Source organism: Ureibacillus endophyticus (genome assembly GCF_024159215.1).
In the GTDB taxonomy this organism is placed as follows: domain Bacteria; phylum Bacillota; class Bacilli; order Bacillales_A; family Planococcaceae; genus Ureibacillus; species Ureibacillus endophyticus.
On the sequence record NZ_JAMYWW010000002.1, the window covers coordinates 21,229 to 45,798 of the forward strand.

25 protein-coding genes and 1 pseudogene are annotated in these 24,570 nt (G+C 38.2%); 15 read left to right on the forward strand and 11 right to left on the reverse strand.

Annotation, left to right across the window (positions count from 1 at the left end; all coding sequences use genetic code 11):
• Positions 1-32: 32 nt before the first annotated feature.
• Positions 33-749: an IS21-like element helper ATPase IstB gene (gene istB, locus NKR20_RS18430; protein WP_121216053.1), complete on the reverse strand. Its 717-nt coding sequence runs from the start codon at positions 747-749 to the stop codon at positions 33-35.
• Positions 746-2,245 (reverse strand): IS21 family transposase, encoded by a 1,500-nt coding sequence (gene istA / locus NKR20_RS18435; protein ID WP_097075058.1) that lies wholly within the window; start codon positions 2,243-2,245, stop codon positions 746-748. The genes istB and istA overlap by 4 nt, the downstream gene beginning before the upstream one ends.
• Before the next feature lie 235 nt (positions 2,246-2,480).
• Between istA and NKR20_RS19490 the strand changes: the two genes are divergently transcribed.
• Positions 2,481-2,609 carry a hypothetical protein gene (locus NKR20_RS19490; RefSeq protein WP_301286055.1) on the forward strand — a complete coding sequence of 43 codons (129 nt, stop codon included), beginning with the start codon at positions 2,481-2,483 and terminating at the stop codon, positions 2,607-2,609.
• A 67-nt stretch (positions 2,610-2,676) separates the two neighbouring features.
• Here the strand turns inward: NKR20_RS19490 and NKR20_RS18440 are convergent, their stop codons facing one another.
• The 9 genes from NKR20_RS18440 to NKR20_RS18480 all read right to left on the reverse strand — a co-directional run bounded on the left by NKR20_RS18440 (position 2,677) and on the right by NKR20_RS18480 (position 12,221).
• On the reverse strand, positions 2,677-3,993 hold the full coding sequence (locus NKR20_RS18440) for a response regulator transcription factor (protein WP_253428270.1): 1,317 nt from the start codon (positions 3,991-3,993) through the stop codon (positions 2,677-2,679).
• A gap of 37 nt (positions 3,994-4,030) precedes the next feature.
• The gene (locus tag NKR20_RS18445) at positions 4,031-5,296 is read right to left on the reverse strand and encodes a sensor histidine kinase (RefSeq protein WP_253428279.1); all 1,266 of its coding nucleotides are present in this window, start codon (positions 5,294-5,296) and stop codon (positions 4,031-4,033) included.
• Between the two features lie 97 nt (positions 5,297-5,393).
• Positions 5,394-6,149 carry an SDR family NAD(P)-dependent oxidoreductase gene (locus NKR20_RS18450; protein WP_253428281.1) on the reverse strand — a complete coding sequence of 252 codons (756 nt, stop codon included), beginning with the start codon at positions 6,147-6,149 and terminating at the stop codon, positions 5,394-5,396.
• A gap of 23 nt (positions 6,150-6,172) precedes the next feature.
• Complete coding sequence (locus NKR20_RS18455) at positions 6,173-6,913, reverse strand: SDR family NAD(P)-dependent oxidoreductase (protein ID WP_253428283.1); 741 nt, start codon at positions 6,911-6,913, stop codon at positions 6,173-6,175.
• Entirely contained in the window at positions 6,913-7,911 is a 999-nt protein-coding gene (locus NKR20_RS18460; protein WP_253428285.1) for an ABC transporter permease, read from the reverse strand. Before NKR20_RS18460 ends, NKR20_RS18455 begins: the two co-directional genes overlap by 1 nt.
• Entirely contained in the window at positions 7,904-9,433 is a 1,530-nt protein-coding gene (locus tag NKR20_RS18465; protein ID WP_253428286.1) for a sugar ABC transporter ATP-binding protein, read from the reverse strand. Before NKR20_RS18465 ends, NKR20_RS18460 begins: the two co-directional genes overlap by 8 nt.
• 16 nt (positions 9,434-9,449) lie before the next feature.
• A complete protein-coding gene (locus NKR20_RS18470) occupies positions 9,450-10,490 on the reverse strand; it encodes a sugar ABC transporter substrate-binding protein (RefSeq protein ID WP_253428287.1) in 1,041 nt (346 codons plus the stop codon).
• Entirely contained in the window at positions 10,487-11,356 is an 870-nt protein-coding gene (locus NKR20_RS18475; protein ID WP_253428288.1) for a nitrilase-related carbon-nitrogen hydrolase, read from the reverse strand. Before NKR20_RS18475 ends, NKR20_RS18470 begins: the two co-directional genes overlap by 4 nt.
• Positions 11,357-11,372: 16 nt before the next feature.
• Positions 11,373-12,221 carry a polysaccharide deacetylase family protein gene (locus NKR20_RS18480; RefSeq protein ID WP_253428289.1) on the reverse strand — a complete coding sequence of 283 codons (849 nt, stop codon included), beginning with the start codon at positions 12,219-12,221 and terminating at the stop codon, positions 11,373-11,375.
• Between the two features lie 461 nt (positions 12,222-12,682).
• Here NKR20_RS18480 and eutS point away from each other — a divergent pair, with 461 nt between their 5' ends.
• The 14 genes and pseudogenes from eutS to NKR20_RS18550 all read left to right on the forward strand — a co-directional run bounded on the left by eutS (position 12,683) and on the right by NKR20_RS18550 (position 24,229).
• Positions 12,683-13,024, forward strand: coding sequence for an ethanolamine utilization microcompartment protein EutS (eutS, locus tag NKR20_RS18485; protein ID WP_253428571.1), 342 nt, complete (start codon positions 12,683-12,685; stop codon positions 13,022-13,024).
• Positions 13,025-13,034: 10 nt separating this feature from the next.
• Entirely contained in the window at positions 13,035-13,523 is a 489-nt protein-coding gene (locus tag NKR20_RS18490) for a EutP/PduV family microcompartment system protein (RefSeq protein ID WP_253428290.1), read from the forward strand.
• 13 nt (positions 13,524-13,536) lie between these two features.
• A complete protein-coding gene (locus NKR20_RS18495; RefSeq protein WP_253428291.1) occupies positions 13,537-14,964 on the forward strand; it encodes an ethanolamine ammonia-lyase reactivating factor EutA in 1,428 nt (475 codons plus the stop codon).
• A gap of 12 nt (positions 14,965-14,976) precedes the next feature.
• Positions 14,977-16,341: an ethanolamine ammonia-lyase subunit EutB gene (locus NKR20_RS18500; RefSeq protein WP_253428292.1), complete on the forward strand. Its 1,365-nt coding sequence runs from the start codon at positions 14,977-14,979 to the stop codon at positions 16,339-16,341.
• 14 nt (positions 16,342-16,355) lie between these two features.
• Positions 16,356-17,255 (forward strand): ethanolamine ammonia-lyase subunit EutC, encoded by a 900-nt coding sequence (eutC, locus tag NKR20_RS18505; protein ID WP_253428294.1) that lies wholly within the window; start codon positions 16,356-16,358, stop codon positions 17,253-17,255.
• An 11-nt stretch (positions 17,256-17,266) separates the two neighbouring features.
• The gene (gene eutL / locus NKR20_RS18510; protein WP_253428296.1) at positions 17,267-17,917 is read left to right on the forward strand and encodes an ethanolamine utilization microcompartment protein EutL; all 651 of its coding nucleotides are present in this window, start codon (positions 17,267-17,269) and stop codon (positions 17,915-17,917) included.
• Between the two features lie 17 nt (positions 17,918-17,934).
• A complete protein-coding gene (locus NKR20_RS18515; protein WP_253428298.1) occupies positions 17,935-19,428 on the forward strand; it encodes an aldehyde dehydrogenase family protein in 1,494 nt (497 codons plus the stop codon).
• A 17-nt stretch (positions 19,429-19,445) separates the two neighbouring features.
• Positions 19,446-19,730: a BMC domain-containing protein gene (locus tag NKR20_RS18520; protein WP_126660680.1), complete on the forward strand. Its 285-nt coding sequence runs from the start codon at positions 19,446-19,448 to the stop codon at positions 19,728-19,730.
• A 16-nt stretch (positions 19,731-19,746) separates the two neighbouring features.
• Positions 19,747-20,388, forward strand: a complete 642-nt coding sequence (locus NKR20_RS18525) for a phosphate propanoyltransferase (protein ID WP_253428300.1) — start codon at positions 19,747-19,749, stop codon at positions 20,386-20,388.
• A complete protein-coding gene (gene pduL / locus NKR20_RS18530; RefSeq protein ID WP_253428302.1) occupies positions 20,346-21,209 on the forward strand; it encodes a phosphate propanoyltransferase in 864 nt (287 codons plus the stop codon). The genes NKR20_RS18525 and pduL overlap by 43 nt, the downstream gene beginning before the upstream one ends.
• Positions 21,210-21,228: 19 nt before the next feature.
• Positions 21,229-21,501: a EutN/CcmL family microcompartment protein gene (locus NKR20_RS18535; protein WP_253428304.1), complete on the forward strand. Its 273-nt coding sequence runs from the start codon at positions 21,229-21,231 to the stop codon at positions 21,499-21,501.
• 2 nt (positions 21,502-21,503) lie between these two features.
• On the forward strand, positions 21,504-21,848 hold the full coding sequence (locus tag NKR20_RS18540; protein ID WP_253428306.1) for a BMC domain-containing protein: 345 nt from the start codon (positions 21,504-21,506) through the stop codon (positions 21,846-21,848).
• A 6-nt stretch (positions 21,849-21,854) separates the two neighbouring features.
• Positions 21,855-22,793, forward strand: coding sequence for a malate dehydrogenase (mdh, locus tag NKR20_RS18545; protein WP_253428308.1), 939 nt, complete (start codon positions 21,855-21,857; stop codon positions 22,791-22,793).
• Between the two features lie 100 nt (positions 22,794-22,893).
• A pseudogene (locus tag NKR20_RS18550) lies at positions 22,894-24,229 on the forward strand (IS3 family transposase).
• Positions 24,230-24,570 lie beyond the last annotated feature (341 nt).

Sequence of the window (24,570 nt, forward strand, 5' to 3'; positions counted from 1 at the left end):
ATTTTGCGACCACTTGCCAACACTATTTTTACTTATTTTCGAATACTAGAATTACGGTATCGATAGCTTTCTCCAGTAAAGATGATTAAATGTGAATGATGGATTAAGCGATCGATTACCGCCTCTGTTAAAATTTGATTCCCAAATACATGATTCCATTGTCCAAATTGAAGGTTCGTCGTAATAATGACGCTACGCTTTTCATAACACATCGAAATCACTTGAAAGAGAAGCTCTGCCCCTTCTTTTCCTAACGGAATATAGCCTAGCTCATCAAGAATAAGGAGGTCTAATTTATCAATTTGGTTCATTAATTTATTCAGCTGCCCTTTTTGATTCGCATCAATCAGTTGATTAACGAGTCCTGCAATTGTGTAAAAGCGTACTTTATGACCAAACTTAGTAATGGCATTTAATGCAATGCAACGACTTAAGTAAGTTTTTCCAGTGCCTACACCACCGTAAAGAATAAGATTCTCCTTTTCAGAGATAAACTGTCCATCCCATAAATCCTCTTTCGATAATGTTTTGGCTAGTTGCACATGCTGCCAATTAAACGGCTCATGACCACTTTGAGGCAACTGCGCCTGCTTTAATAATAAATTCAGTTTTGTTGCTTCACGATGCTCAATTTCTCGTGTAAAGAGCTGCTCTAGAAACTGAATTTGATCAGCGGTTAATTCCGCAATATGTGAACGTAACTGACTTAATTTCAAACGTTTTGCACAATCCTCTAGTAGCTGCGTCATGATTTCTCCTCCATTTTAAAAAGATCATCATAGTGACTTGAACCTCTAGTCACTTCTGGCAGTTTAGGGATTTCCTCAGAGGTTTGAATGTCCTGATAGAGCTGCTGATTGAATTTTTGTGCATTAAAAGCCTGCCTAATTTGTTCAGCCGAAGGATGCCCATTACTAGATGCGGTCATCAACGCTTCGTTTAGTTGACCAAATGTAGCTACGGTCATTAATTCTGCTAAAAGTGATAGTGCTGCCTTTTGCTCATCTTCCGTAGAGGCTTTTAAATAGGCTTGCCATTCTGATGGTAAATGATCATATACACCCGAATATTTAATTGCTTTTGGCCGTTGTGCCAATAATTTTAAATAAGGTTGCCAAACCATAGATTTGGCCTGATTGCCATACAATCTCGGATGCTTTACAATGCATTCATAGTTTTCGTTTAAAATCCGAATTTCATCATACAGAACTTCTACGAACACTTTCTTTTGCGCAAAACGCGGTGAAGTAGAATAAAGTTTTGAATCGATGTGCACAAATCCAGATTTGTCTGCTTTCGCAGTCATGATACGAGCGCAATTAAACTCCTTTTCTGGTAAAACTAAATGTTTTGCGACGGACTCTAAATGAAGTTCAGACTGCTTTCGCTTCTTTTCATAGTGAATCCGTTCCCAGTCTTTCTCAGCCTTTTCCCATAATTGCTCATTCAATTCATTTAAATCTGTAAGCGATAGCGCAGGTAATAAATAGTTGTTTCGTGAATACTTCACCATGTTTTCAACGTGTCCTTTTTCATTTCCCTTGCCAGGATTACAGAATTCATATTCGAATCCATAATGTAAAACAAAACGTTCGAACATGTCCGTTAACTCACGCTCTCCCTTTGCGTGAATCTTTTTAACCGCAGGTGAAAGATTGTCAAAACGAATTGTTTTAGGTACGCTACCTAACCGTTTAAATATACGTTGCAGACCTTCTAATAGACATTCTGTATTTTCGGATGGAAATACCTGAAAGTAGAATGTATTTGAATAAGGAAAAGACATTACTAAAAATGGTAAATCTATTATTTCCCCTGCATATTTAAAAGGGGCTTTCCCAAAATCAACTTGTGCAGTACCTTTATGCGCCTCTAATGGAAGTACAGCACTTTCTGCTTCTTTCTTTAACTCTTCTTTTCGCGAGCTAACATAACGTCTTACAGTTCTTGCTGAACCTTTAAATCCATGTTCCTCAACTAACTGCGTATACATGCGTTTTGCAGTACGCTGGAACTTCTTTTTCATTTTTAAATCTTCTTCAAGCCAACTATTTAAGATCGGTTTTACGGCATCTAATACGGGCGATTTGCGTTTTTGCTTTAACTTTTGTGGAAACTCTTCTAAATCAGCGTACTTTTTAACTGTACGTTGATCATGATTTACGCTTTCTGCAACTTCCTTGTAGGAACGCCCTTTATGATTAACTTCATGTCTGATATAATTAATTTCTACCACTTGCAACATCTCCTATATTACCTCCTGTTAAACGTTGTTGGTCCAACGAGGAGTGTAACTTTATTGGATAATGTTGACAAGTGGTTTTTTCATGCATAAATTAATGTCCGAATGGTACATTTTTAGTTTGCCATAACCATTATATTCGTAAAAATAAATTTATTAAAGCTTTTTTATCAAAAAATTCAGACTTTGGCATACAACTTGCTTGATTAAAAATAAAAACAAGTGAGGGGACTTGTCTATGCCAAATACTGTAAGTCGTACATTATCAACTTTTGAAGGTTTTGTTGTAAGGGGGAATCAATTAGGTCGCACATCCTACAGCAAATTTAGATATTCAATCAGCATGTTTACCATCATTAAACGGTGAATAGAGAAAAGAAAAAAACCGTCTATACATAAAAAAGGGAGCGCCATGAATGACGCTCCAATCTATATTAGGGGGTATGCAAATTACGAAACTTTAGCGGGGTAACACCGGTATATTTTTTAAACACTTTGGTGAAGTATTCCTCGTTGTTGTAGCCTACTTCACGACTAACATCATTGATTCTAATTTTTGTATCCACAAGCAATTGCTTGGCTTTTTCGATTCGCAGTTCATTTAAATAGACGGTAAAGTTTTTTTGTAGTGCTTTTTTGATAATAATACTGAGGTTTGCACTACTTTTATTGAAAATAGAAGATAAAGAATTCAAGTCTAGTGCCGGATCTTTATAGTTCGTATCAATATATTGAATGACCTCTTTTGTAAACAAACTCTCAGAAGAAGAGTCTTTTGTTAGGTTTAAAATTAGTGGCTTTATATAATTAGCGATGATTGTGTCGATATCTTCATTGGTCAAATAATTTTGTGTAGTGAGATTCGCAATTTTTTTCAACAAATCGAAATTGCTCAAGTCTTTGAAATTACTCATATATTGAATAAGAAAAACAAGAATGATATCAGATTTTTGTTTGATCGTCGTCGCTTGTTCTAATTTCAAAAGTAAATCCTTCATTTCGTTCGGATTATTAAAGTTAATAAAGAAATCATTAAATTGATAATAAAGCTCTTTTTGTTTCATATGGATATCTTTTAATAATAGTAAATCCTTCACATATTTCGATAAATGCTCCATTTCCTCTTCATTAAAGGAAAAGCAGTATTTACACGTACATTTAACTTTGCTCATCGCATTGACGACGATAATTTCTTCATCAAATAAAGGGATAGTGTACGCAACACCGTTACTAGGAACCTTTGACCCGTCATAAAAGGTGCTGAGAGACACGTGAAAATAGTCATACTCCAACTTCTTTACCTGTTGTGCTACGTCCTCATTTAACGGATTGTTATTAATCATATTCATTAAAAAGCGTTTATTTTTCTCATATAAATTACTCTGTTTATCATCAATATACGATAAAACGAGTTTTTTTAATGAAACGTAATCTACGGGTTTTAATAGATAATCTTCTACACCTAAATGGATGGCCGAACGTAAATAATGATAGTCATTATAACCAGAAAGAAAGATTGCTTTAAAGTCGTATTGTTCCTGCAATGAACGGATAGTTTCAATACCATTAATACCAGGAAGGTTAATATCAGATATGATGATATCAGGCACCAACTCATTTGATGTACTCATTAATTCTTCTCCATTGGAAAAAGAAATAATATTCAATAATTCTTTGAAGTTCTTTTTAAAATAATATTCTAAACCATCCCGAATAAAAGTCTCGTCTTCTAGGATAAATAGATTCATCATACGTTTTCACCCCTTTATGTCTTGAAGTGTCGTTCAACTAAAGCGGCAATGATACGGTACTTACAAGGATTCCATTTTCTCGCAACTTCAAATAGACGCCATAATCGTCTCCATAATGCAGCTGAATTCGTTTGTTCACGTTATATAAACCGATGCCAGATCCGTCTTCTCTTCCATAATTAACGAAATGATTCACTTTATTTAAATCAATCTCCACATCAACGGACTGGTTCGTGTATATTTCAATGATTCGATAGGTATCTCGTGCATAAATATCAATATTGATTTCAAAATGTTCTCGGATTGATTGATGTTTGAAAATATTTTCAACAATGGGCTGCAATGTAAACTTCAGCATTTCTGACTCAAGCAAATTGTCATCCTGTATATGGACATGGTAATCAATACTCGAAAATCGAACTTTCATAATTTTGATGTATTCCGAAATAATATAAAGTTCTTTATTCACTGTAGTAATAGGGTTTCGGTCTTCCGTATTATAACGAAATAAGTTAGCTAACCCTCTACTTAAGTTTGATATAACTTCTATATCATTCATCATCGCAAGTTGGTTAATATTTTCAAGTGTGTTATATAAAAAATGTGGATTGATTTGATTTTGTAAATTTTCTAACTGGGATTTATAAAACGCTTGAGTTTGTTTATTTTCTCTTTCTATTAAATAATTAACTGTTTCATAGATTTCATTTTCAATTTTATACAGTTCGTCATAAAATTTTTTGTTTGACTGAATATAGGATTGTGGCAATGTGTTTTGACTTCGATAGTTTTTAATCATATCCGTTAAGGTATATAAGGTTGAACTGATTTTATTCGAATAAATATAGATGATAACTAAAAATAAAGCAATGGATAATGAGATAATCATCAGCATGTTTTGAGAGTTTCGTTTAATCTCATCAAAGGCGTTTTTTGTTGGTTCGATAATAATATAGTACTTTTTTGTATACTCATCGTAGGAATACATCAATATCCGCTTCACTTTCAGATACTCGATTTCATACGCCTTATATGGAGATTCCTCTAATGCACGAAAATACTTTGGTTTTGTGACAATATGATTGTTATTTGTAAATAACACATGTTGTTTACTTTCATCCAAAACAATGATGTCTGCATAACCATCTAAACTAGAAATTAACAACTCATGAAAGACCACTTTGTTTACATTTTCGTTTGATAAACTCGAGTAAAGGTAGTCGGTCTTCTTTAAAGTTTCTAACTTACTTTTAATGTAAGTTTTCTCTTGTTGGTTTTCAGTTTGAACAATATAACCGTACATTAAAATAATATACGGTATGATAAAAACGCAGGTGGTTAGGATGATATATTTATATTTAATAGGTAAATAATAAATAGTCCCACCACCTTGTATTCTTTTATTCCTCTTCTTCCCAAATTGATTGACCAGCTGCTACACCACCATCGATAACTAGTTCACTTCCTGTAATATAGGATGCTTTGTCGCTACTTAAGTAATAAACTAATTCTGCAATTTCTTCTGTATTCCCCAAGCGTTTTAACGGCACAAATTTTGCTTGATCAATCGGCTCTTTATTGGATACTTTGGCCGCATATTCAATCATTTGCGTGTGAATGTATCCTGGGTGGATGGAGTTTACTCGAACGTACGGTGCGTATTCCATCGCAGCGTTTTTTGTCAGTGTTCGTACTGCTCCTTTTGTCGCACCATAAATCCCTAACCCTTTTGCGCCAAATAAAGCCGCATTGGAAGAGGCATTAATAATAGAACCGCCTTGTTGTTGATAAAGAATTGGGGCAATGTATTTTAGACCGAAAAAGCATCCCTTCACATTAATATCAAACATTTGATTGTACTCGTCCTCGGTTGTACCTTCTAAACTATTCATAATAAAAATTCCAGCATTGTTAAATAACGCTTTAATAGAATAATTTTTCTCTATTATATAATTTTTTAAATTTTCCCACATTATTTCTTTAGTAACGTCTAATTCGAAGAAAATGACCTTTTTACCAAATTCTGTTTCCAATTGCCTACCTTGTTCCACATTTATATCACAACCGATAATCGTGTACCCTTCACTATGAAACTTTTTAACTGTAGCTTTACCAATTCCTGTCGCTGCACCCGTAATTACAACAACTTGTTCCATACATTCCCACCTCCATATGTTTTTTATTTTGCAATCCATCCACCATCAATTACGAGTTCACTACCGGTAACAAATTTCGCCTCATCACTTGCTAAATAAAGCACGCCATACGCGATATCTTCTGGCTTTCCTAATACCGGCAGTGGGGTAATTTCCTTCATCCACACCGATTTTTCTTCGTCTTCAAATAAGTCTCTTGTCATTTCCGTCTCGATCATACCTGGATGGACAGAGTTAACGCGAATACCGTACTCTGCTAAGTCAAGTGCAGAGGCTTTAGTTAAGCTGCGAATTGCACCTTTCGATGCATGGTATGAGGCATATCCTTTTTCCCCGATAATGCCATATACCGAAGAAATGTTCACAATACTACCGGATTTTTGCTGCATCATGATTTTCGAACATTTATGGACCCCTAGGAACGTTCCTGTTGAGTTAATATCCATAACGAAGTTCCAACCTTCTAATGTTTCATCTTGTACGGAAGCACGTGATGGCACCCCGGCATTGTTTACAAGAATGTCAATGCGACCGAATTGCTCGACCGTCTTGTTAATCACTGTATCCCAATCTGCTTCTTTAGAAATATTATGATGAAGAATTAGGACGTTTTCTTTATATCGGTTTTCTAATGCTTTTAAATTATCGAGGTTAATGTCGGTTGCAACTACCTTTGCTCCTTCATCTAAAAATAATTTGGCTTCTGCTAACCCTTGACCATTGCCTGCACCAGTAATAATGGCTACTTTGTCTTGTAATCTCATTAAGATTCCCCTTTATTTTGAAGATAATTTCTACCATAAAAGTCAATCATAACTGCAATGATGATGATGGACCCTTTGAAAATTTGTTGCCAGTAGCTACTAATAGAAAGACTATCTAATACGTTAGAAATCATGATTAAAATACTGCCACCAATAAACGTTCGCCAAATTGCACCTTGTCCACCTGATAACGATGTTCCACCAATTACGACCGCTGCAATGACATCAAGTGTAATCGAAGCACCAATATTGGCTTGTCCTTGTGCTAAACGAGAAGATAAAATAATGCCACTAATTGAAGCACATAAACCAGAAATCATGTACGTACTTAAAATTAATTTGTTCGTTTTCAATCCTGCAAGATGGCTAGCTTCTTTGTTTCCACCCACGGCATAAAGGGATTTCCCGTATAATGTGTAAGCTAACGCAATTCCTAATATTATGAATATTGCGAACATTATGATGACAGAGACCGGAATCGCGCCAATATAGTGAGAACCGAAAAACTTATAATCCGGGTTTTTCACGAAAAATGGTTGGGCATTGGAATACACTAACGCAAATCCGGTGAATACTGAACCAGTTCCTAATGTCGCAACAAACGGTGGAACCTTTAATGTTGTTACGAGTACCCCATTAATTAAACCGCAGATTAAACCGACACATAATCCAACTAATACAGCTACAAAAATGGAAGACGTATCTACTAAACTCGCTGCAACAACGGCTGTCGCGGCATAAATTCCACCCACCGACATGTCGAGTCCACCTGTAATCATGACATAGGTCATTCCCGCAGCCATAATCCCGATAATTGCAAGTTGGCTTAACATGTTGAAGATATTTGTTGGGTTTAAAAAGCCTGTGTATAAAAAGGACGATACGATGATTAGCGCAAGAAACGCGACCACTACCCCATATTTTAACGATAATGTTTTAAAATTGATTTGTTTTAGTGATACTTTAACGGAATCTGGTTGTAGTAACTTATTATCCATGTACTTCACTCCTTTCTAAGAATGCGGATTCGATGATTTTATTCACGGAAATATTATCTCCTTCTAACTCATTGACAATTTCGCCTTGGGATACAACAAGTACTCGGTTACTAACCGCGACCACTTCTTCTAATTCAGATGAAATGACAATAATACTCACACCCGTTAAGGCTAATTCCTTTAATTTTCTAAGCACTTCCAATTTGACACCTAAGTCAATACCTCGTGTCGGCTCATCCACAATTAAAATTTTCGGATTCACACTTGTCACTTTGGAGAGAAGTACTTTTTGTTGATTCCCACCAGACAGATTTTTCACTCGAGATTCAATCGGTCTTGTCAGTTTATAATCTTGCATATATTCTCTTGCTAACTGTTTCGACTTCTTTTTTGAGAAAAATGTGGCTTTTCCGGTTCTAGGTAGATCAATGATATTAACATTTTCATGCACTTCGAAATCTAAATGAAGTCCAATTTTCTTGCGATCTTCTGGCGCTAACACAATACCACGTTGAATGGCTTCTCTAGGTGATTTCGGTACATTGATCTCTTGGTTTTCAAGAGTCATTTTTCCTTGCACTTTCGAACCGAGTCCATATAATGTACTCGCAATGGCCGTTCTTCCTGATCCAACTAAACCACCCAGTCCTAAAATTTCACCTTTTCTAATGTTGAATGAAATGTTTTTTAGAAAGTCAAAACTACTTAAATTTTCAACAGAAAATAACACTTCATCAAACGGTTGTTGGTGCGGATATTCAGAATCAAGTAGCTTTTTAAAATCGCTATCGACTTCTTCTCCAAGCATACTGTGAACGATTTTTTCTTTCGTCCACCCGTTAATCGTCGTATGCTCGATAACATTTCCACTATTTAAAATGGTGAACGAATCACAAATTTGCATGATTTCATTGAGATGATGACTGACATAAATAATGGTAATACCACGTTCTTTTAACCCTAACAATGTTTCTAAAAGTGCATCTCGTTCAGACTGGGCTAAAGAAGACGTTGGTTCATCTAGAATTAAAATTTTCGAGTTTAAGTTTAAGCATCGCATAATTTCGAGTGTTTGTTGCTCGGCAATGGATAGGCTACTCGCTAATGTATTGGGTGAAATTTTCGTATTTAACATATCAGCGAGTTCCTTAAAACGTTGTACACGTTGCTTTTTATTGACAAAAACTTTCGAATCTTTTTTATAACCGAGAAATACATTATCTAACGCCGTCATTTCCGGTATTATTGTTAACTCTTGAAAGATGGTTGCTATTCCAATTTCCCTCGACTTATGAGGATCTCCATAATGGAGCTCCTCATTGTCGATGAATATTTGTCCTTCTGTTGGCGTAATTCTGCCCGATAGCATCCCGATGAGCGTTGATTTCCCAGAACCGTTTTGTCCAATAAATGCATGACAATCGCCTTGGGGAATAGAGATATTAATGTTTTGATTTGCGTAAAAATCTCCAAACTTCTTTGATAAGTTTTGAATGAGGATAAAGTTTGAATCTCTACTCATAAAATCCACCTCGCTCTTAGTATTCAGGCAATCCTTTTGCTTCAAAGTCGCCAATATTATCTTTGTTTACATAAGGTGTTCCTGGAAGAATTTCTTCTGTTGTTAAATCATAGAAAGTTGGTACGTCTTTGCCTTCAAAATGCAATTTGATTGCTTCCATTCCACGTTGAACTTCTTCTTTTGGTAACATGATTACCGTTTGCTCGATATCGCCATTTTGGATAGCATTAAAGGACCACTCATCTCCACCGAAATCATAAATTTTGATTTCACCTTTTTTACCAGCTGCATTTACCGCTTCAACTACACCATTTGTCATACCTGAGTAGTTCGAGAAAATCACTTTTAAATCTGGATTTGCTTGGATTGCATTTTGCGCCACTTGGAATGCTTGGTTGGCTGTGTAGTCGGTAGAGAACGGACCTACAATTTCCCACTTGTCATCCGGCGCAATGATTTTTTCCATCCCTTTAACGTTATTTAAGTATGGTGTACCTGTTGATGGACCACCAATTACCGCAATTTTTCCACCATCTGGGTTGTTTTCTACGATATTTTTATAAATGTCTTCATAAATATTAACCCCTTGTCCACCGACAAACGTTAATGTACCTTCTGCTGCTTCATCAATTGCACCACATAACTCAATATTAATGGCTGATACTGCAATGCCTTTTGGTAGTACTTCGCTTTGAACAATATCACATAGTTGATTACCATCTACAGCTTCAATTAAGAATGCATCGTATTTATCTTGTGCTACCGCATTTTGTACTTGGTTTAATTGTGTTAATGGATCAAAACCACCGTCGTATACATCTACCTTCCAGCCATAATCAGCCGCTACTTTTTCTACTTCTTGAATCCCTGTTTGTAAATAGTTGTTACTTGCACCTGCAGAGAAGTAGGCAACTGTGATATCACCTTTATCTCCACTTGCTGCTTCTTTACCATCACCCTCTGCTGGGGCAGATGTGTCGACTGTTTCACCCGTATTACTACAAGCAGCCAATACGAGAATGACCATTGTTAGTAAAAATAGAAAATATTTTCTCATTTCATCACCTCTTCATATTTTTGGAATAACTCTTTTCTTCTTAATCGGTCGTTATACGTCGTCGCAACACCGTTTGCACGTCGATCATAAAGTGTATCGATATTTAATGTTGTCAAAAGGACGTCTTCTGTATCTACTTTACTTTCGATGACAATCCCATTTGCTTCCCAAGGTGGCTCACATGGTGTAATTACAGAACATTTTCCAAATCCAGGTTCTACAGGTCCTTCGATATTTCCGATAATTGGAGAATGCACGACATACACTTGATTTTCAATTGCTCTTGATTCAGCACAATGACGCACTCGCCAGAAACCGTGCTCTGTGAATGTATAAGAAGGACAGAAAATAATTTCAGCACCTTTTCTACTATAAATCGTTGGAATCTCTGGAATTTCAATTTCGTAACACGTTGCTACCGCAATTTTCGCTGGTCCGATGTCAAATACATCTAACACGTCGCCTTCTTGTGCTTTCCATTCTGCTTCTGCAGGGAAAATGTGTGTTTTTCGATGTTTCACATAACTGCCTTTCCCATCAAAAATGTAGGCCGTGTTATAGTACGCTTCACCGTCTTTTTCCACTGTTGATCCTGCAATAATGGCTTGTTTTCTTTCTGTAGCGATGGAATTAAATAGTGTGATGTACTCTTCTAGATAGACGTGTAGCTTATCGTTATCAGCACTTGTAAAGTTTTCATACCCCTCAAAAGTCGTTAACAGACCAACTGTCATTAATTCTGGAAACAATACATAATCACAATCAGTTGGCACGTTTTCAAAGATTGCTAGAATTTGCTTTTCAAAATCACCGAAACTTTCATATTTCTTAAACTGAAATTGTACATTTGCAATTTTTACATCCATTGAGTTCACCTCCGATTTATTCTTCGTAATAAGATTTGCTGATATTTTCTAACGTTGTAAAATAAGCACCGTTTTCTTTCATATAAATAATTAGATTTTCAAGCATTTGAATGTTGTGTGCGCGTCCAATTGTTTGTGGATGCACTGTTAATGCGTAACAAGCACCCTCTAAATTGTTAACAGCATAATCAAAAATAGATTTCCAACGCTCATAAACTTCTGTGTTCGAGCGCATTCCTTCACCGCCACCAATAACATATTCTTGTGTAGGGAAGTCATCTAAGTACCAAGATACTGGAATTTCAATGACATCACTTGGATCTTTGAATGTATTCCCTTTATCAAAATCGACCACTACTTCACGTGGACGATATGGATGTAAATCATTCCCCATTAAACTACTATCATATTTAAAGTTGTATTTTTCCAATAGTTTTAACGTATTCGGACTATAATCCCAAGCCGGTGAACGATATCCAACTGGTGTTACCCCTACACGTTTTAATGCTTCTAATCCTTTTAATAAAATCGCTTCTTCTTCTTCAAAGGACATATCAGTTGGATTTTCATGGGCATAGCCATGATGACAAACTTCATGACCATCATCAATGATTCGTTTGACTACTTCTGTGTGTGTATCAACTGTGTGACCTGGGATACAGAATGTTGTTTGAATCTCATATTTTTTAAATAAATCTAATAGTCTTGGTACGCCTACTTCTGCTCCAAATTCACCTCTTGCTAAATATGCTGGTGAGATTTTATTGAATGTTCCATACCATACTGACGCTGCATCAAAATCAACCCCAATATTAACTGCTACTTTTTTTCCTTCTGGTAATTTCACTTTTCCACTTGTTTGCATGTGTGTGACCCCCTTGGCTTTTTCAAAAATATACAATATTCAGTCTTTTTTAAAAATTGAACATTTTTAAAAAAAAGATGTTTTTTAAAAGCAGATTTTTGCAATTCTACTACAAAACAATAGGAAAATTATAAAATGTTCTCAAGGAAAATTATTATTTCAATAAAATTAAAAGATCCTATAAATAGTTATTAATATGTTATTTATAGCCAATATTATATATTTTACTATAACTTATTCGTTGGCCTAATGATATCGTTTCTAGGTCTCTTTCTATGGAAATCTGAAAAATTTTAGTAATTCATTGCTTTTTAATTTTTTACGTATTAATTTAGTAGTTATCAGTTGATTGAAATTTCATAACTTACTGACATTCATATAAGGAACTGAGTATTCCTCTTTTCACACAATCATAAGATTAAGAGAAGAATGAATGACCGCAAGAAAAGAAGGTGATAAACATCGCGGAAGAAAAAAGAAGGTTCATACAAGAGTTTGTACCGGGGAAGCAAATAACACTTAGTCATGTCATTGCGAATCCAGACCGTGATTTACTAGAGAAACTCGGCATTCAAGAAGCCGGGGCATTAGGCATCATGACGTTAACACCTAGTGAAACTGTCATTATTGCCGGTGATTTAGCAACGAAATCAGCGAATGTTCGGATCGGGTTCTTAGATCGCTTTACAGGTAGCTTCGTCATTGTGGGGAGTGTGTCAGAAGTGGAAATGGCACTCATTGAAATTAATCGCTTTTTAGAAAAAAACTTAGGATACACCGGTTCAAAAATAACGAAATCCTAGAGGGACATGAATGAATAAATTAATGATTATCGGTGCAGTAGGCTCTGGAAAGTCCACATTAACAAAAGCGCTATTAAAGAAATCTCTCGATGCGGTGAAAACACAAGCACTCAGTTATGAGGATTGGATCATTGACACACCTGGTGAATATTTGGAAAATCCATTATTCTACAAAAATATTATCGCCACATCTTTTGAGGCAACACACATTGTTTATTTACAAGATGCGACGCGCACATTTTCAAATTTCCCACCCTTTTTCGCAACAGGAATTTCAAAATTACCGATTGGGGTCATTACTAAATGCGACGCTGATAAAGCAGATATAACACGTGCTACAACCATTTTAAAAGAAGCGATTGGACAGGCACCGATTGTTGTGACATCTGCTATCGAAAATATTGGAGTAGAGCATATTCGACGCCTAATACAATGCCAGACAATCAATGAAATGAAAGCCTATGTGGAACAAGCGAAGGATCCACATCTTTTCTTTTAAGGAGTGGTGAAAGATGGCTCAACAAACAAATACGATTTTAAGTGCGGGAATAGATATCGGTACCAGTACGACGAAAATTATCATCAGTCAACTCGTCCTGCAAAACACAGCGGGTAGAACCCATGTACCACGGGTAGAAATTATCGATAAAATCGTCCTTTATAAAAGTCCTATTTTTCGAACGCCTTTGCTTGATAACACCACCATTGATGCTAAACAAATCGAACAAATTATTTTTTCACAATATCAATTAGCAAACGTTCACCCAAGTGATATTCAAGCGGGCGCAATTTTGATTACTGGTGAAACTGCCACCAAACAAAATGCTAGCGAACTAATCCATTATTTATCCGATGCAGCTGGTGAGTTTTTAGTCGCAACAGCCGGTCCGGACTTAGAAAGCATATTAGCAGCAAAAGGCTCTGGAGCAGTAGCTTACTCGAAGAAAACTTCCAAAGTCATTGCGAATATTGATATCGGTGGTGGGACAACCAATATCGCAGTTTTAAAGCATGGGGAGGTTATTGGGACCGTTACCCTCCACCTTGGAGGACGGTTGATGGAGTATAAGCAGGGGCGCCTTATTTCCATTGCCCCCGCCATTCAACGCTTATTCATAAAACATGGTCGAACAATATCAGTCAATTCACCATATGATCGAGTCACTGAGCAATGGGTCATTGAAAATATGCTTCTAAGTTTAAATGCCGTGTTACGTGGCGAACAGGATGCAGACAAGATTCCACTTCTTCTCGGACATTTACCAAATTGGACCGAACCGATTGATTGCCTCATGTTTTCAGGTGGTGTCGCTCGCTTTTTATATCCAGAGTTAAAGACAGTAGAGGCATCCTATACATTTGATGATATGGGGGAAGAAATTGCACATAGCATATTGCAAAATCCAGCATTACAGGAATTTCAATGGTTAGAGCCACTTGAAACTGTCCGGGCGACCGTCACAGGCGCAGGTGCACAATCAACCGAAGTAAGTGGCTCTACCATCGAAGTAAGCGAAGATCTTTTACCATTAAAAAATATTCCCGTACACACTTGTGATTTTCAACAATCGCACGGGGATATCGCAGAGAAAATTCGATATGCCATTTCAACAGCCGAACAACTATACCAGATTGACTGCGAAGAAACTTATTTCGCACTCTATTTAAAAAACATTCCGTACCTACAGTTTCATGATATTGAGCAAATAGCCGAATGCGTCCTACAACATTGGTCTAGAAATAACACAATTATCGTGATTTTAGAATCCGATTACGCGAAAGCACTGGGCCAAACATTAAAACGCAAAACAAAGAAAAAAAACATCATTTGTATTGATCAAATTTATGTTAACACCAATGATTATATCGATATCGGGAAGCCTGTTTATTCAGGAGTCGTTCCCGTCGTTATCAAAACACTCGCATTTCATAAAGCATAAAGGTGGGATTCTATGAACCTTTCAACAAGTTTAGGTGGAATTGTGTATCGATTTCGCCATTTAAAAGAAGTATTCGCCAAGGCCAACGAGTTGAAATCCGGAGATGTCTTAGCCGGGTTAGCTGCCGAAACCGTGCAAGAGCGCATTGCGGCAAAAGTGGTCCTAAGTGAATTGCTATTAAAAGATATTCGAAATAACCCCCTTATTCCAATGGAGGAGGATGAAGTATCACGAATTATAGATGACGATCTTAATGAAGTGGTTTATAACGAAATTAAAAATTGGACTGTCGCTGAACTACGCGAATATATTTTACGCAGCGATGTCCAAAATGCAGAATTACGACGACTCAGTAAGGGATTAACTTCCGAAATGATTGCTGCTGTGGCAAAGATAATGTCCAATCTCGACTTAATCCATGCAGCAAATAAAATTGAAATTGTTACTACATGTAACATCACCATTGGACAAAAAGGAACCCTTTCCTCTCGTCTACAACCGAACCATCCTACTGATAATTTAGATGGGATTTTAGAGTCGTTAAAAGAAGGCCTCTCGTATGGTGTGGGCGATGCAGTTATTGGCATTAATCCGGTAGATGATTCAGTCGAAAGTGTAAAACGCATTTTAGAAGGAACTAAGGAATTTATGAATGAATGGAAGGTCCCAACACAAAATTGTGTGCTTGCCCATATTACAACGCAAATGAAAGCTATTCAAAAAGGGGCACCTGCCGATATGATTTTTCAAAGTATTGCTGGCACCGAAAAAGCCAATCGTTCCTTTGGGATTTCCGCTGAATTGATACGGGAAGCAGATGAATTAATGAAAAAACAGAGTACAAGTGCCGGTCCGAATATCTTTTATTTTGAAACCGGACAAGGCTCTGAACTGTCTGCAGATGCTCATTATGATATCGACCAAATGACATTAGAATCAAGGAATTACGGTTTTGCCCGTCATTTTAATCCTTTTATTGTCAATACCGTCGTTGGGTTCATCGGTCCTGAATATTTATATGACAGCAAACAAGTTATTCGAGCTGGTCTTGAAGATCATTTTATGGGAAAGCTTCACGGCATTCCAATGGGCGTGGATATCTGTTATACCAACCATATTAAAGCAGACCAAAATGATAACGAGAACTTGGGCGTACTCCTTGCGACAGCAGGAGTCAACTTTATCATCGCGGCTCCCTTGGGTGATGATGTAATGCTCAATTATCAATCGATGAGCTATCATGATATCGCCACATTACAAGAAACATTTAATCGAAAACCATCTCCCGCCTTTTACGATTGGCTTGTCCAAATGGGAATCTATGAAAATGGACGATTAAGTGCCCGAGCTGGGGATTTAACAATTTTTGAAAGGTAGGTGAAGGTGAAGATATGGACGCCAAAACAATTGAACAAATCACCAAAATGGTTATTGAAACACTAAGTGAACAAACGCAGCGAAACGAAAGACCGCTGATTTCAATACGGAATCCATCTGAACTATTACAGGAGACTAATCCCCTTCTAAAGAATGATGGCATTCCTATACAAGATATTACACCGAAGGAATTTTCCGAAGATTTCGACGAACGCTATGCTAACGCTCGAAGAAAGACGCCAGCACGAATTGGGATTGGTCGCTCAGGGCCAAGACCACTTACAAAATCGCTTTTAAAATTCCGTTTGGATCATGCAGCAGCTGTTGATTCTGTCTACGGAGAAGTGGACACAGCCTTACTCGAAAAATTAGGTTTTTTCACAATCCAAACGAAAGTAGAAAACGATAAAGAAACATATATTTTACGGCCGGACTTAGGTAGAAAATTAAATGAACATGCCAAAGAGGTATTGATTAATCGTTGCATAATGCAACCACAAGTACAAATCATTGCTTCTAACGGACTAAGTGCGAAAGCGATTAATGCCAATTTAGAAAATGTGTATCTTTCATTAGTACAAAGTTTAGAAAGTCTTCAATTAACAATTGGCACACCCTTTTATATCGAACAAGGGCGAGTCGGTTTGATGGACGATATCGGTGAATTATTAAAACCTACTGTTGTAATTTATTTAATTGGAGAACGACCAGGATTAGTTACAGCTGAGTCAATGAGTGCCTATATTTGTTACCAACCACGCCATGGAACGATTGAATCAGATCGAACCGTTGTATCGAACATACATCAAGGTGGAATCCCTCCTGTAGAAGCCGGTGCTTTTTTAGGGACCCTTATCGAAAAGATTTTGAAGTATGAAGCAAGCGGTATCAAATTAGTAGAAAAAGAAGGCTAGGAGGTGGACAGATGAACACACGTATATATGCGGAGATTTTAGCTATGAAAACCATTCCGAGAGTAAACGACCAACTCGCCCAAGCATTACAGTTAACTCCACAACACCAAAGTATCGGCATTGTCACCTTCACCATTGATGACGTCGGTTATACGGCTATTGATGAAGCAACAAAAAAGGCGGATGTCCAAGTAGTATACGCAAAAAGTTTTTATGCAGGGGCAGCTCATGCATCTGGTCCATTATCAGGTGAAATGATTGGTATCATAGCCGGCTCTTCCCCTGATGAAATAACGAGCGCATTTGAAGCCATCAAGCAGAAAGTGACCTATGACGCCTATTTCGAGGAAGTTGGGCATTTAGGTAACCATGCCATCTATGCCCATACAGTATCAAGTTGTGGTAGTTATTTAGCGAAAACAGCTAATGTTCCCGTTGGCAGTGCGTTAGCTTATTTAATTGCCCCACCACTAGAGGCTGTAGCTGGAATTGATGCTGCTTTAAAAGCGGCAGATGTAGAGTTAAAAGTATTTCACGGTCCTCCCTCTGAAACAAACTTTGGTGGAGGATTACTTAGTGGCTCACAATCTGCATGCGAAGCGGCGGCAGAAGCGTTCCGACAAACCATTGAGAAAATTGCAGTTCAGCCAATAGAATCGTGAGAAAGGATGGGTGAACAATGATTGAAATCTTAAAAACGACAACGAGTCATATGAGTCCACTTGAAGAGGTCGATTCAAAAGTTAGACTAGCCAATGAAGCACAAAATCGCTTTATGACCTTTGACCAGCAACAGGTTGACAAAATTGTTAAAGCTATAGCAGATATAGCGTACGAAAACGCCGAGTATTTAGCTAAATTAGCCGTTGAAGAAACTGGAATGGGCGTGGTCGCACATAAAAAGATGAAAAATGAAGTAGGCTCTCGAGGAGTATACGAAGATATTAAAGCATTAAAAACAGTCGGAATCATTAACGAAAACCGTCAGAAAAAGACCGTTGAATTCGCAACACCCTATGGAGTGGTTGCTGCAATTATTCCCACAACAAATCCAACAAGCACAGCCATTTTTAAAACATTAATTTCCTTAAAAACACGCAATGCCATTGTCGTAAGTCCCCACCCATATGCGGTGAACTGTACAAACGAAGCTTTACGTTTATGCGATGAAGCCGCAAGAAAAGCAGGCGCACCAGAAGGACTTATCCAATGTTTAACACAAAAATCAATGGAAGCGACAGAACGATTAATGAAACATCCTGGTACCCATGTTATTTTGGCAACGGGTGGTGGTGCATTAGTACGAGCTGCGTATAGTTCTGGTAAACCCGCATATGGTGTTGGTCCTGGAAATGTGCCCGCTTATATTGAAAAATCCGCTAAATTAGACCGGGCATTAAAGCATGTCATCGAAAGTAAAAGTTTTGATTACGGCACGATTTGTGCAACCGAACAAGCGTTAATTTTAGATGACGCTATCTATGAGAGAGCCATCGAAAAATTAAAAAAACTACACGTATATTTTTTAAATGATGCTGAAAAACAGGCCATGGAAAAAGTGATCTCACCTGAAGTTGGTAAAGTAAATCCCAAAATCGTCGGTAGGTCACCACAAACCATTGCGGCCCTTGCAAACATTAGCATCCCGAAAGAAACCAAGGTTATTGCGGGATTTGAATCACGTGTTGGGAAAGATGTACCTTTCTCACTCGAAAAACTATCACCTATTTTAGCGGTATATCGAGTAAAAGATCATATAGAAGCGAAAAGCCTATGTAGTAGTTTATTAGACTTAGGCGGACGAGGCCACACTTTGTCCATTCATACAGAAAACGAACAACTAGCAAGAGAATTTTCACTCACGTTACCAGTTTCACGAATTGTAGTCAATACCATGTCCACATTAGGCGCTGTTGGAGGGACAACGAATCTAAGACCGTCCTTTACATTAGGATGCGGCTCATTCGGTGGCAATATTACTTCCGATAATATTTCAGCCGAACATCTGATGTTAACAAAACGAATGTCTTATGGTGTAAAAGAAGTGGATATCCCCACTTCCCCAATCAATGACGCCGTAACATCTGTTGTGTCCCAAACATCTCATTTGTCTATCAATGAAGACGTCATCGCCAAAATTGTCGAAGAAGTATTGAAAAAAATTAACAACTAATCGAGGAGGAATTTTATATGAGTCAAGGTACAGCATTAGGAATGGTTGAAACAAAAGGGTTAGTAGGAGCGATTGAAGCAGCCGATGCCATGGTAAAAGCAGCAAATGTCAATTTAATTGGGAAAGTCCATGTAGGTGGCGGTATTGTAACTGTTCTTGTGCGAGGTGATGTTGGTGCAGTTAAAGCCGCTACAGACGCAGGTGCAGCAGCTGCCGAACGTGTAGGAGATTTATTATCTGTCCATGTTATCCCACGTCCTCATAATGAACTTGAATTCATTTTACCAAAGCTAGATCAATAGATTGGTAGGGATGAAGATGAACATAAAAACAGCTGTGCCCATCGGCATATCAGCTCGTCATGTCCATTTAAGTGATGCCCATATTACTCAATTATTTGGACCTAATGCATCACTTACGTTTGATTTTGATTTATCACAACCAGGTCAATTTGCGGCAAAAGAACGCCTTACCCTCCGAACGCCAAAAGCAGAGATTAAAGGCGTTCGGGTATTAGGTCCCGCAAGAAGTGCTTCACAAGTAGAGATTAGTAAAACCGAAAGTTTTGTATTAGGGTTACGCCCTCCTACAAGACTCTCTGGCGATTTGGAACGTAGTGAAAGTATTACATTGGTTGGCCCTTATGGTGAAGTAACACTAACCGAAGGCTGCATTATTGCCCAAGCACATATCCATATGACGCCAAAGGATGCTGCTGATTTCGGGGTGACAGACGGTGAATTCGTTGATGTCTTTGTCGACTCTGAACGTACCATCACTTTTCATCAGGTCGCCATTCGTGTATCACCGGACTTTCAACTCGAAATGCACATTGATACCGACGAAGGAAATGCGGCTTCCCTTACACAAGGTTCGGTAGGACTACTAATTAAAAAAGAAAGAGAGGAGGAAGGAGGATGGACGAACAACTTATCCAAACCATTGTTGAACAAGTCTTAACACAACTGAATCAAACTGCTACGGCAAATGAAACACTTGATCATAAAATTCCGATTGCTGTTTCTGCACGTCATGTTCATTTGAGTTTAGAGCACATTGATCAATTGTTTGGCAAAGGGTATACTTTGACACCAAAATCGGAGCTTTCCCAACCCGGTCAGTTTGCGGCAATCGAACAAGTAACAATCGTCGGACCAAAAGATGCAATATCCAATGTCCGTGTACTTGGTCCTGCACGTGATTTAACGCAAGTGGAAGTGAGCTTGACGGATGCTCGGAAATTAGGCATTTCTGCACCACTCCGCTTTTCAGGGGATATTCAAAACTCAGCACCTGTGACTATTGTCGGACCAAAAGGAAGCATTTACTTACATGAAGGATGTATTGTCGCCGCTTCCCATATTCATATGTCTCCAGACGATGCGCGTCGATTCAACGTAATAGATGGGCAATCCATCAATGTTCGTGCCCATTCAGCTCGACCTGTTATTTTTACAAATGTGAAAATACGAGTTTCTGAGCGCTATCGGTTAGAAATGCATATCGATACCGATGAAGGAAACGCTGCCTTTATCCAAGGAAGCACATATGGCGAAATTCTCTCAGAAGAAGAAACCAACCATCATATGCCAATGATCGAAAATGAAAGAAAACCTATAGAACAAAAGAAAACATTGACCGTGTATCAAAAGAAAGTTTTAACTGAACAAGCTGTACTGAAGTTAACCACTCCTGAACTACTCTTACCGAAAAAGACCATTGTGACAGCTCTTGCGGAAGATGCGGCAAGACGAAAAGGCATTACATTAGTACGACAATAAGAAGCGTAGGTGATAAGCCATGATGATTGCACGTGTTATCGGCAATGTTTGGGCCACAAGGAAAGAAGAAAATTTAAATGGATTGAAATTGCTCATTGTCCAACCCATCGATTCCAATAACCAACCGATTCGACATGAACTCGTTGTGGCTGATCGCATCGGGGCAGGCATTGATGATGAAGTATTGGTAACAAGTGGTGGTTCTGCCCGCTACATTTTTGACAGTACCCCCTTACCAATCGATGCGGTTGTCATTGGCATAATTGATTCAAAGGAAGTAAGAGGTGAATAAATATGACACAAGCTATGGGAATGATTGAAACAAAAGGATTAGTCGGATCCATTGAAGCCGCAGATGCAATGGTCAAAGCAGCAGGTGTATCCATTTTAAAACAAGAAATGATTGATGGTGGCATTGTGACAATCCTCATCACCGGGGATGTGGGAGCGGTTAATGCAGCGGTTGAAGCAGGAAAAGATGCCGCTAGTCGTGTAGGTGAATTACTAGCAGCTCATGTGATTCCACGTCCAGATCAAGAAGTAGCACGGATGTTTGAAGCGAAAAAGGAGCCAGTTACACCACGAACAAGGAAGAAAACATCGACGTCTTCTTCAACGGACGACGACACAAAGGAGTGAGATTAAATGAGCTTTCGACGCAATAAAATCGCCATTATTGGAGCAGGCCACACCGGAATGACCACGGCGCTCTACTTAGCTCAGAAAAAATTAGGAAACATTGTCGTTATAGATATTCCAAGTGCTGAAGGCCCTACTAAAGGAAAAGCACTTGATTTATTACAAAGCAACTCCATTGAAGGAGCAAATATACAAATAACTGGTACTTCCGATTATCGAGAGATGAACCAAGCAGATTTAGTCGTTATCACAGCTGGTTTACCACGAAAGCCTGGCATGAGCCGAGATGACCTTGTCACAATGAACGTTTCTATCATGAAAGACGTAGCACAACAGATTAAAACATACGCCCCAAACAGTATCGTCATTGTGCTCAGTAATCCAGTAGATGTCATGACCTATGTTTGTTTACAAGAAACAGGCTTTCCTAAACATCGCGTGATCGGACAATCCGGTATCCTCGATTCAGCACGATTTAATACCTTTGTAGCTGAAGAACTAGGCATTGCGATTGAGGATGTATCAAGTTTTGTATTAGGTGGACATGGCGACGAAATGGTCCCACTTGTTCGTTATTCCTATGTCGGCGGGATTCCCATTGAGAAAGTGATTCCCCCGTCACGACTCGAGGCCATTGTGGAACGAACAAGAAAAGGAGGAGGCGAAATCGTTAGCCTTCTTGGGACAGGAAGTGCGTATTATGCCCCTGCTGCTGCCCTTGCCAAAATGGCCGAAATCATTATCCTCGACCAAAAACGAATCGTCCCCAGCGTCGCCTATCTCGAAGGTGCTTATGGCTATAACGGCATCTGTCTGGGCGTCCCAACCGTTCTAGGAGGGCAAGGCATTGAAAACATTATCGAACTTGATCTGACACCGAATGAACAAGAAGCATTGCACTATTCCGCCAATGCGGTACGTACGTTAATCGAAAATTTACCATAAAACAAATTGCTCATCCCCATGAAAAACCCAAAAAAGCAGCTATTGTGAACTGCACCCCAATTGTTAGACACAATCTAACAATTGGAGGTGTAGTTTTTTTATGACTAAATTTACTAGTGATATCAAGTTAGCTATAGTTCAGGGGTTTAATCCACATATGATTTCACAAAAAGAATATGCGTCACAGGTGGGTGTTACAAGAGCACAATTTCAATTTTGGTTGAAGTTATATGAATTGCATGGTGAAGAAGCGTTTAAGAATTTCTATACAAATTATCCCGTACCATTTAAACTAGATGTACTTAATTACATGGTTCAATCTGGCGCATCACTAATGGATACAGCAGCTCTTTTTAAAATTCCTAGTTATACGATGGTGTATAATTGGCAAAGACAAATGGAGTACGGTGGCTTAGATGCCCTTGAGCCAAAATCAAAGGGGCGTCCATCCATGAAAAACAAACACCAGTAGAAGGTTCACCTGAAGCACTTCAAGCAGAAATCAATCGTCTACGTATGGAAAACGAGTATTTAAAAAAGTTGAACGCCTTAGTTCAAGCCAAGGAAAAATCACCAAAGAAGACAAAGTAAAGGTCATCTATGAATTAAGGCATAAATACTCGGTGAAGGCGCTTGTGGCATTCGCACAAATTCCACGTAGCACGTACTATGATTTAGTAAAGAAGATGAATCGAGCAGATCCCGATGCCGAGTTGAAAGCTGAAATTCAAGCAATCTATAACGAACACGAGGGCCGTTATGGGTATCGTCGTATTCGAGATGAGTTGGCGAATCGTAGTCAGAAAGTGAATCATAAAAAGGTTCAACGTATTATGAAAGAACTTGGTTTAAAATGCGTCGTGCGAATGAAAAAATATAAGTCTTATAAAGGGGCGGTTGGCAAAATCGCACCTAATAGTTTAGACCGCAATTTTACAGCAGAAGTACCGAACGAGAAGTGGGTAACGGATATTACGGAGTTTAAGTTGTTTGGCGAGAAGCTATATTTATCACCTGTTTTAGACTTGTTTAACGGAGAGATTATTACCTATACGATTGGCTCTAGACCAACGTATTCATTGGTTGCCGAAATGTTAGAAAAGGCTTTAGAAAGATTGCCAGCAGAACATCAGCTACTCATGCATTCGGATCAAGGCTGGCATTATCAAATGAAACAATATCGCCACACCCTAGAATCGAGAGGGATTGTGCAAAGTATGTCACGTAAAGGAAACTGTTATGACAACTCGGTGATGGAAAATTTCTTCGGAATCATGAAATCTGAATTTCTTTACTTAAAAGAATTTGAAAGTGTCGAGCAGTTTAAATTGGAACTTGAAAACTATATAACGTATTACAACACGAAACGTATTAAGGCAAAATTGAAAGGCATGAGTCCGATTCAATATCGAACTCATGCCCAAACCGCTGCCTAAATGAAATAACCGTGTCTAACTTTTAGGGGTCACTTCATTGACGCTGCTTTTCTTGTTATAACAGTTATAACACCAGACTTTACAAGTATCCCATAACTACCTGCTAAATCGATTCCTTTAAAAAGTTTTGCCATCCATATGCCATCCGACCTCGACTAATTCCCCAATTGAACTTGACTGTCAATGGAAATATCGCCCATCGCTTTGATTCTTCATTCTACGATAGCACTTCGACGAATTGAAACTCTTAGAAAATTACATCTGTTACTCCTCATCGCCAAAGAACTCCCGACGAAAGAAGCATAAAAAGACAATAATACAGAACAGGCGTATACGCTATA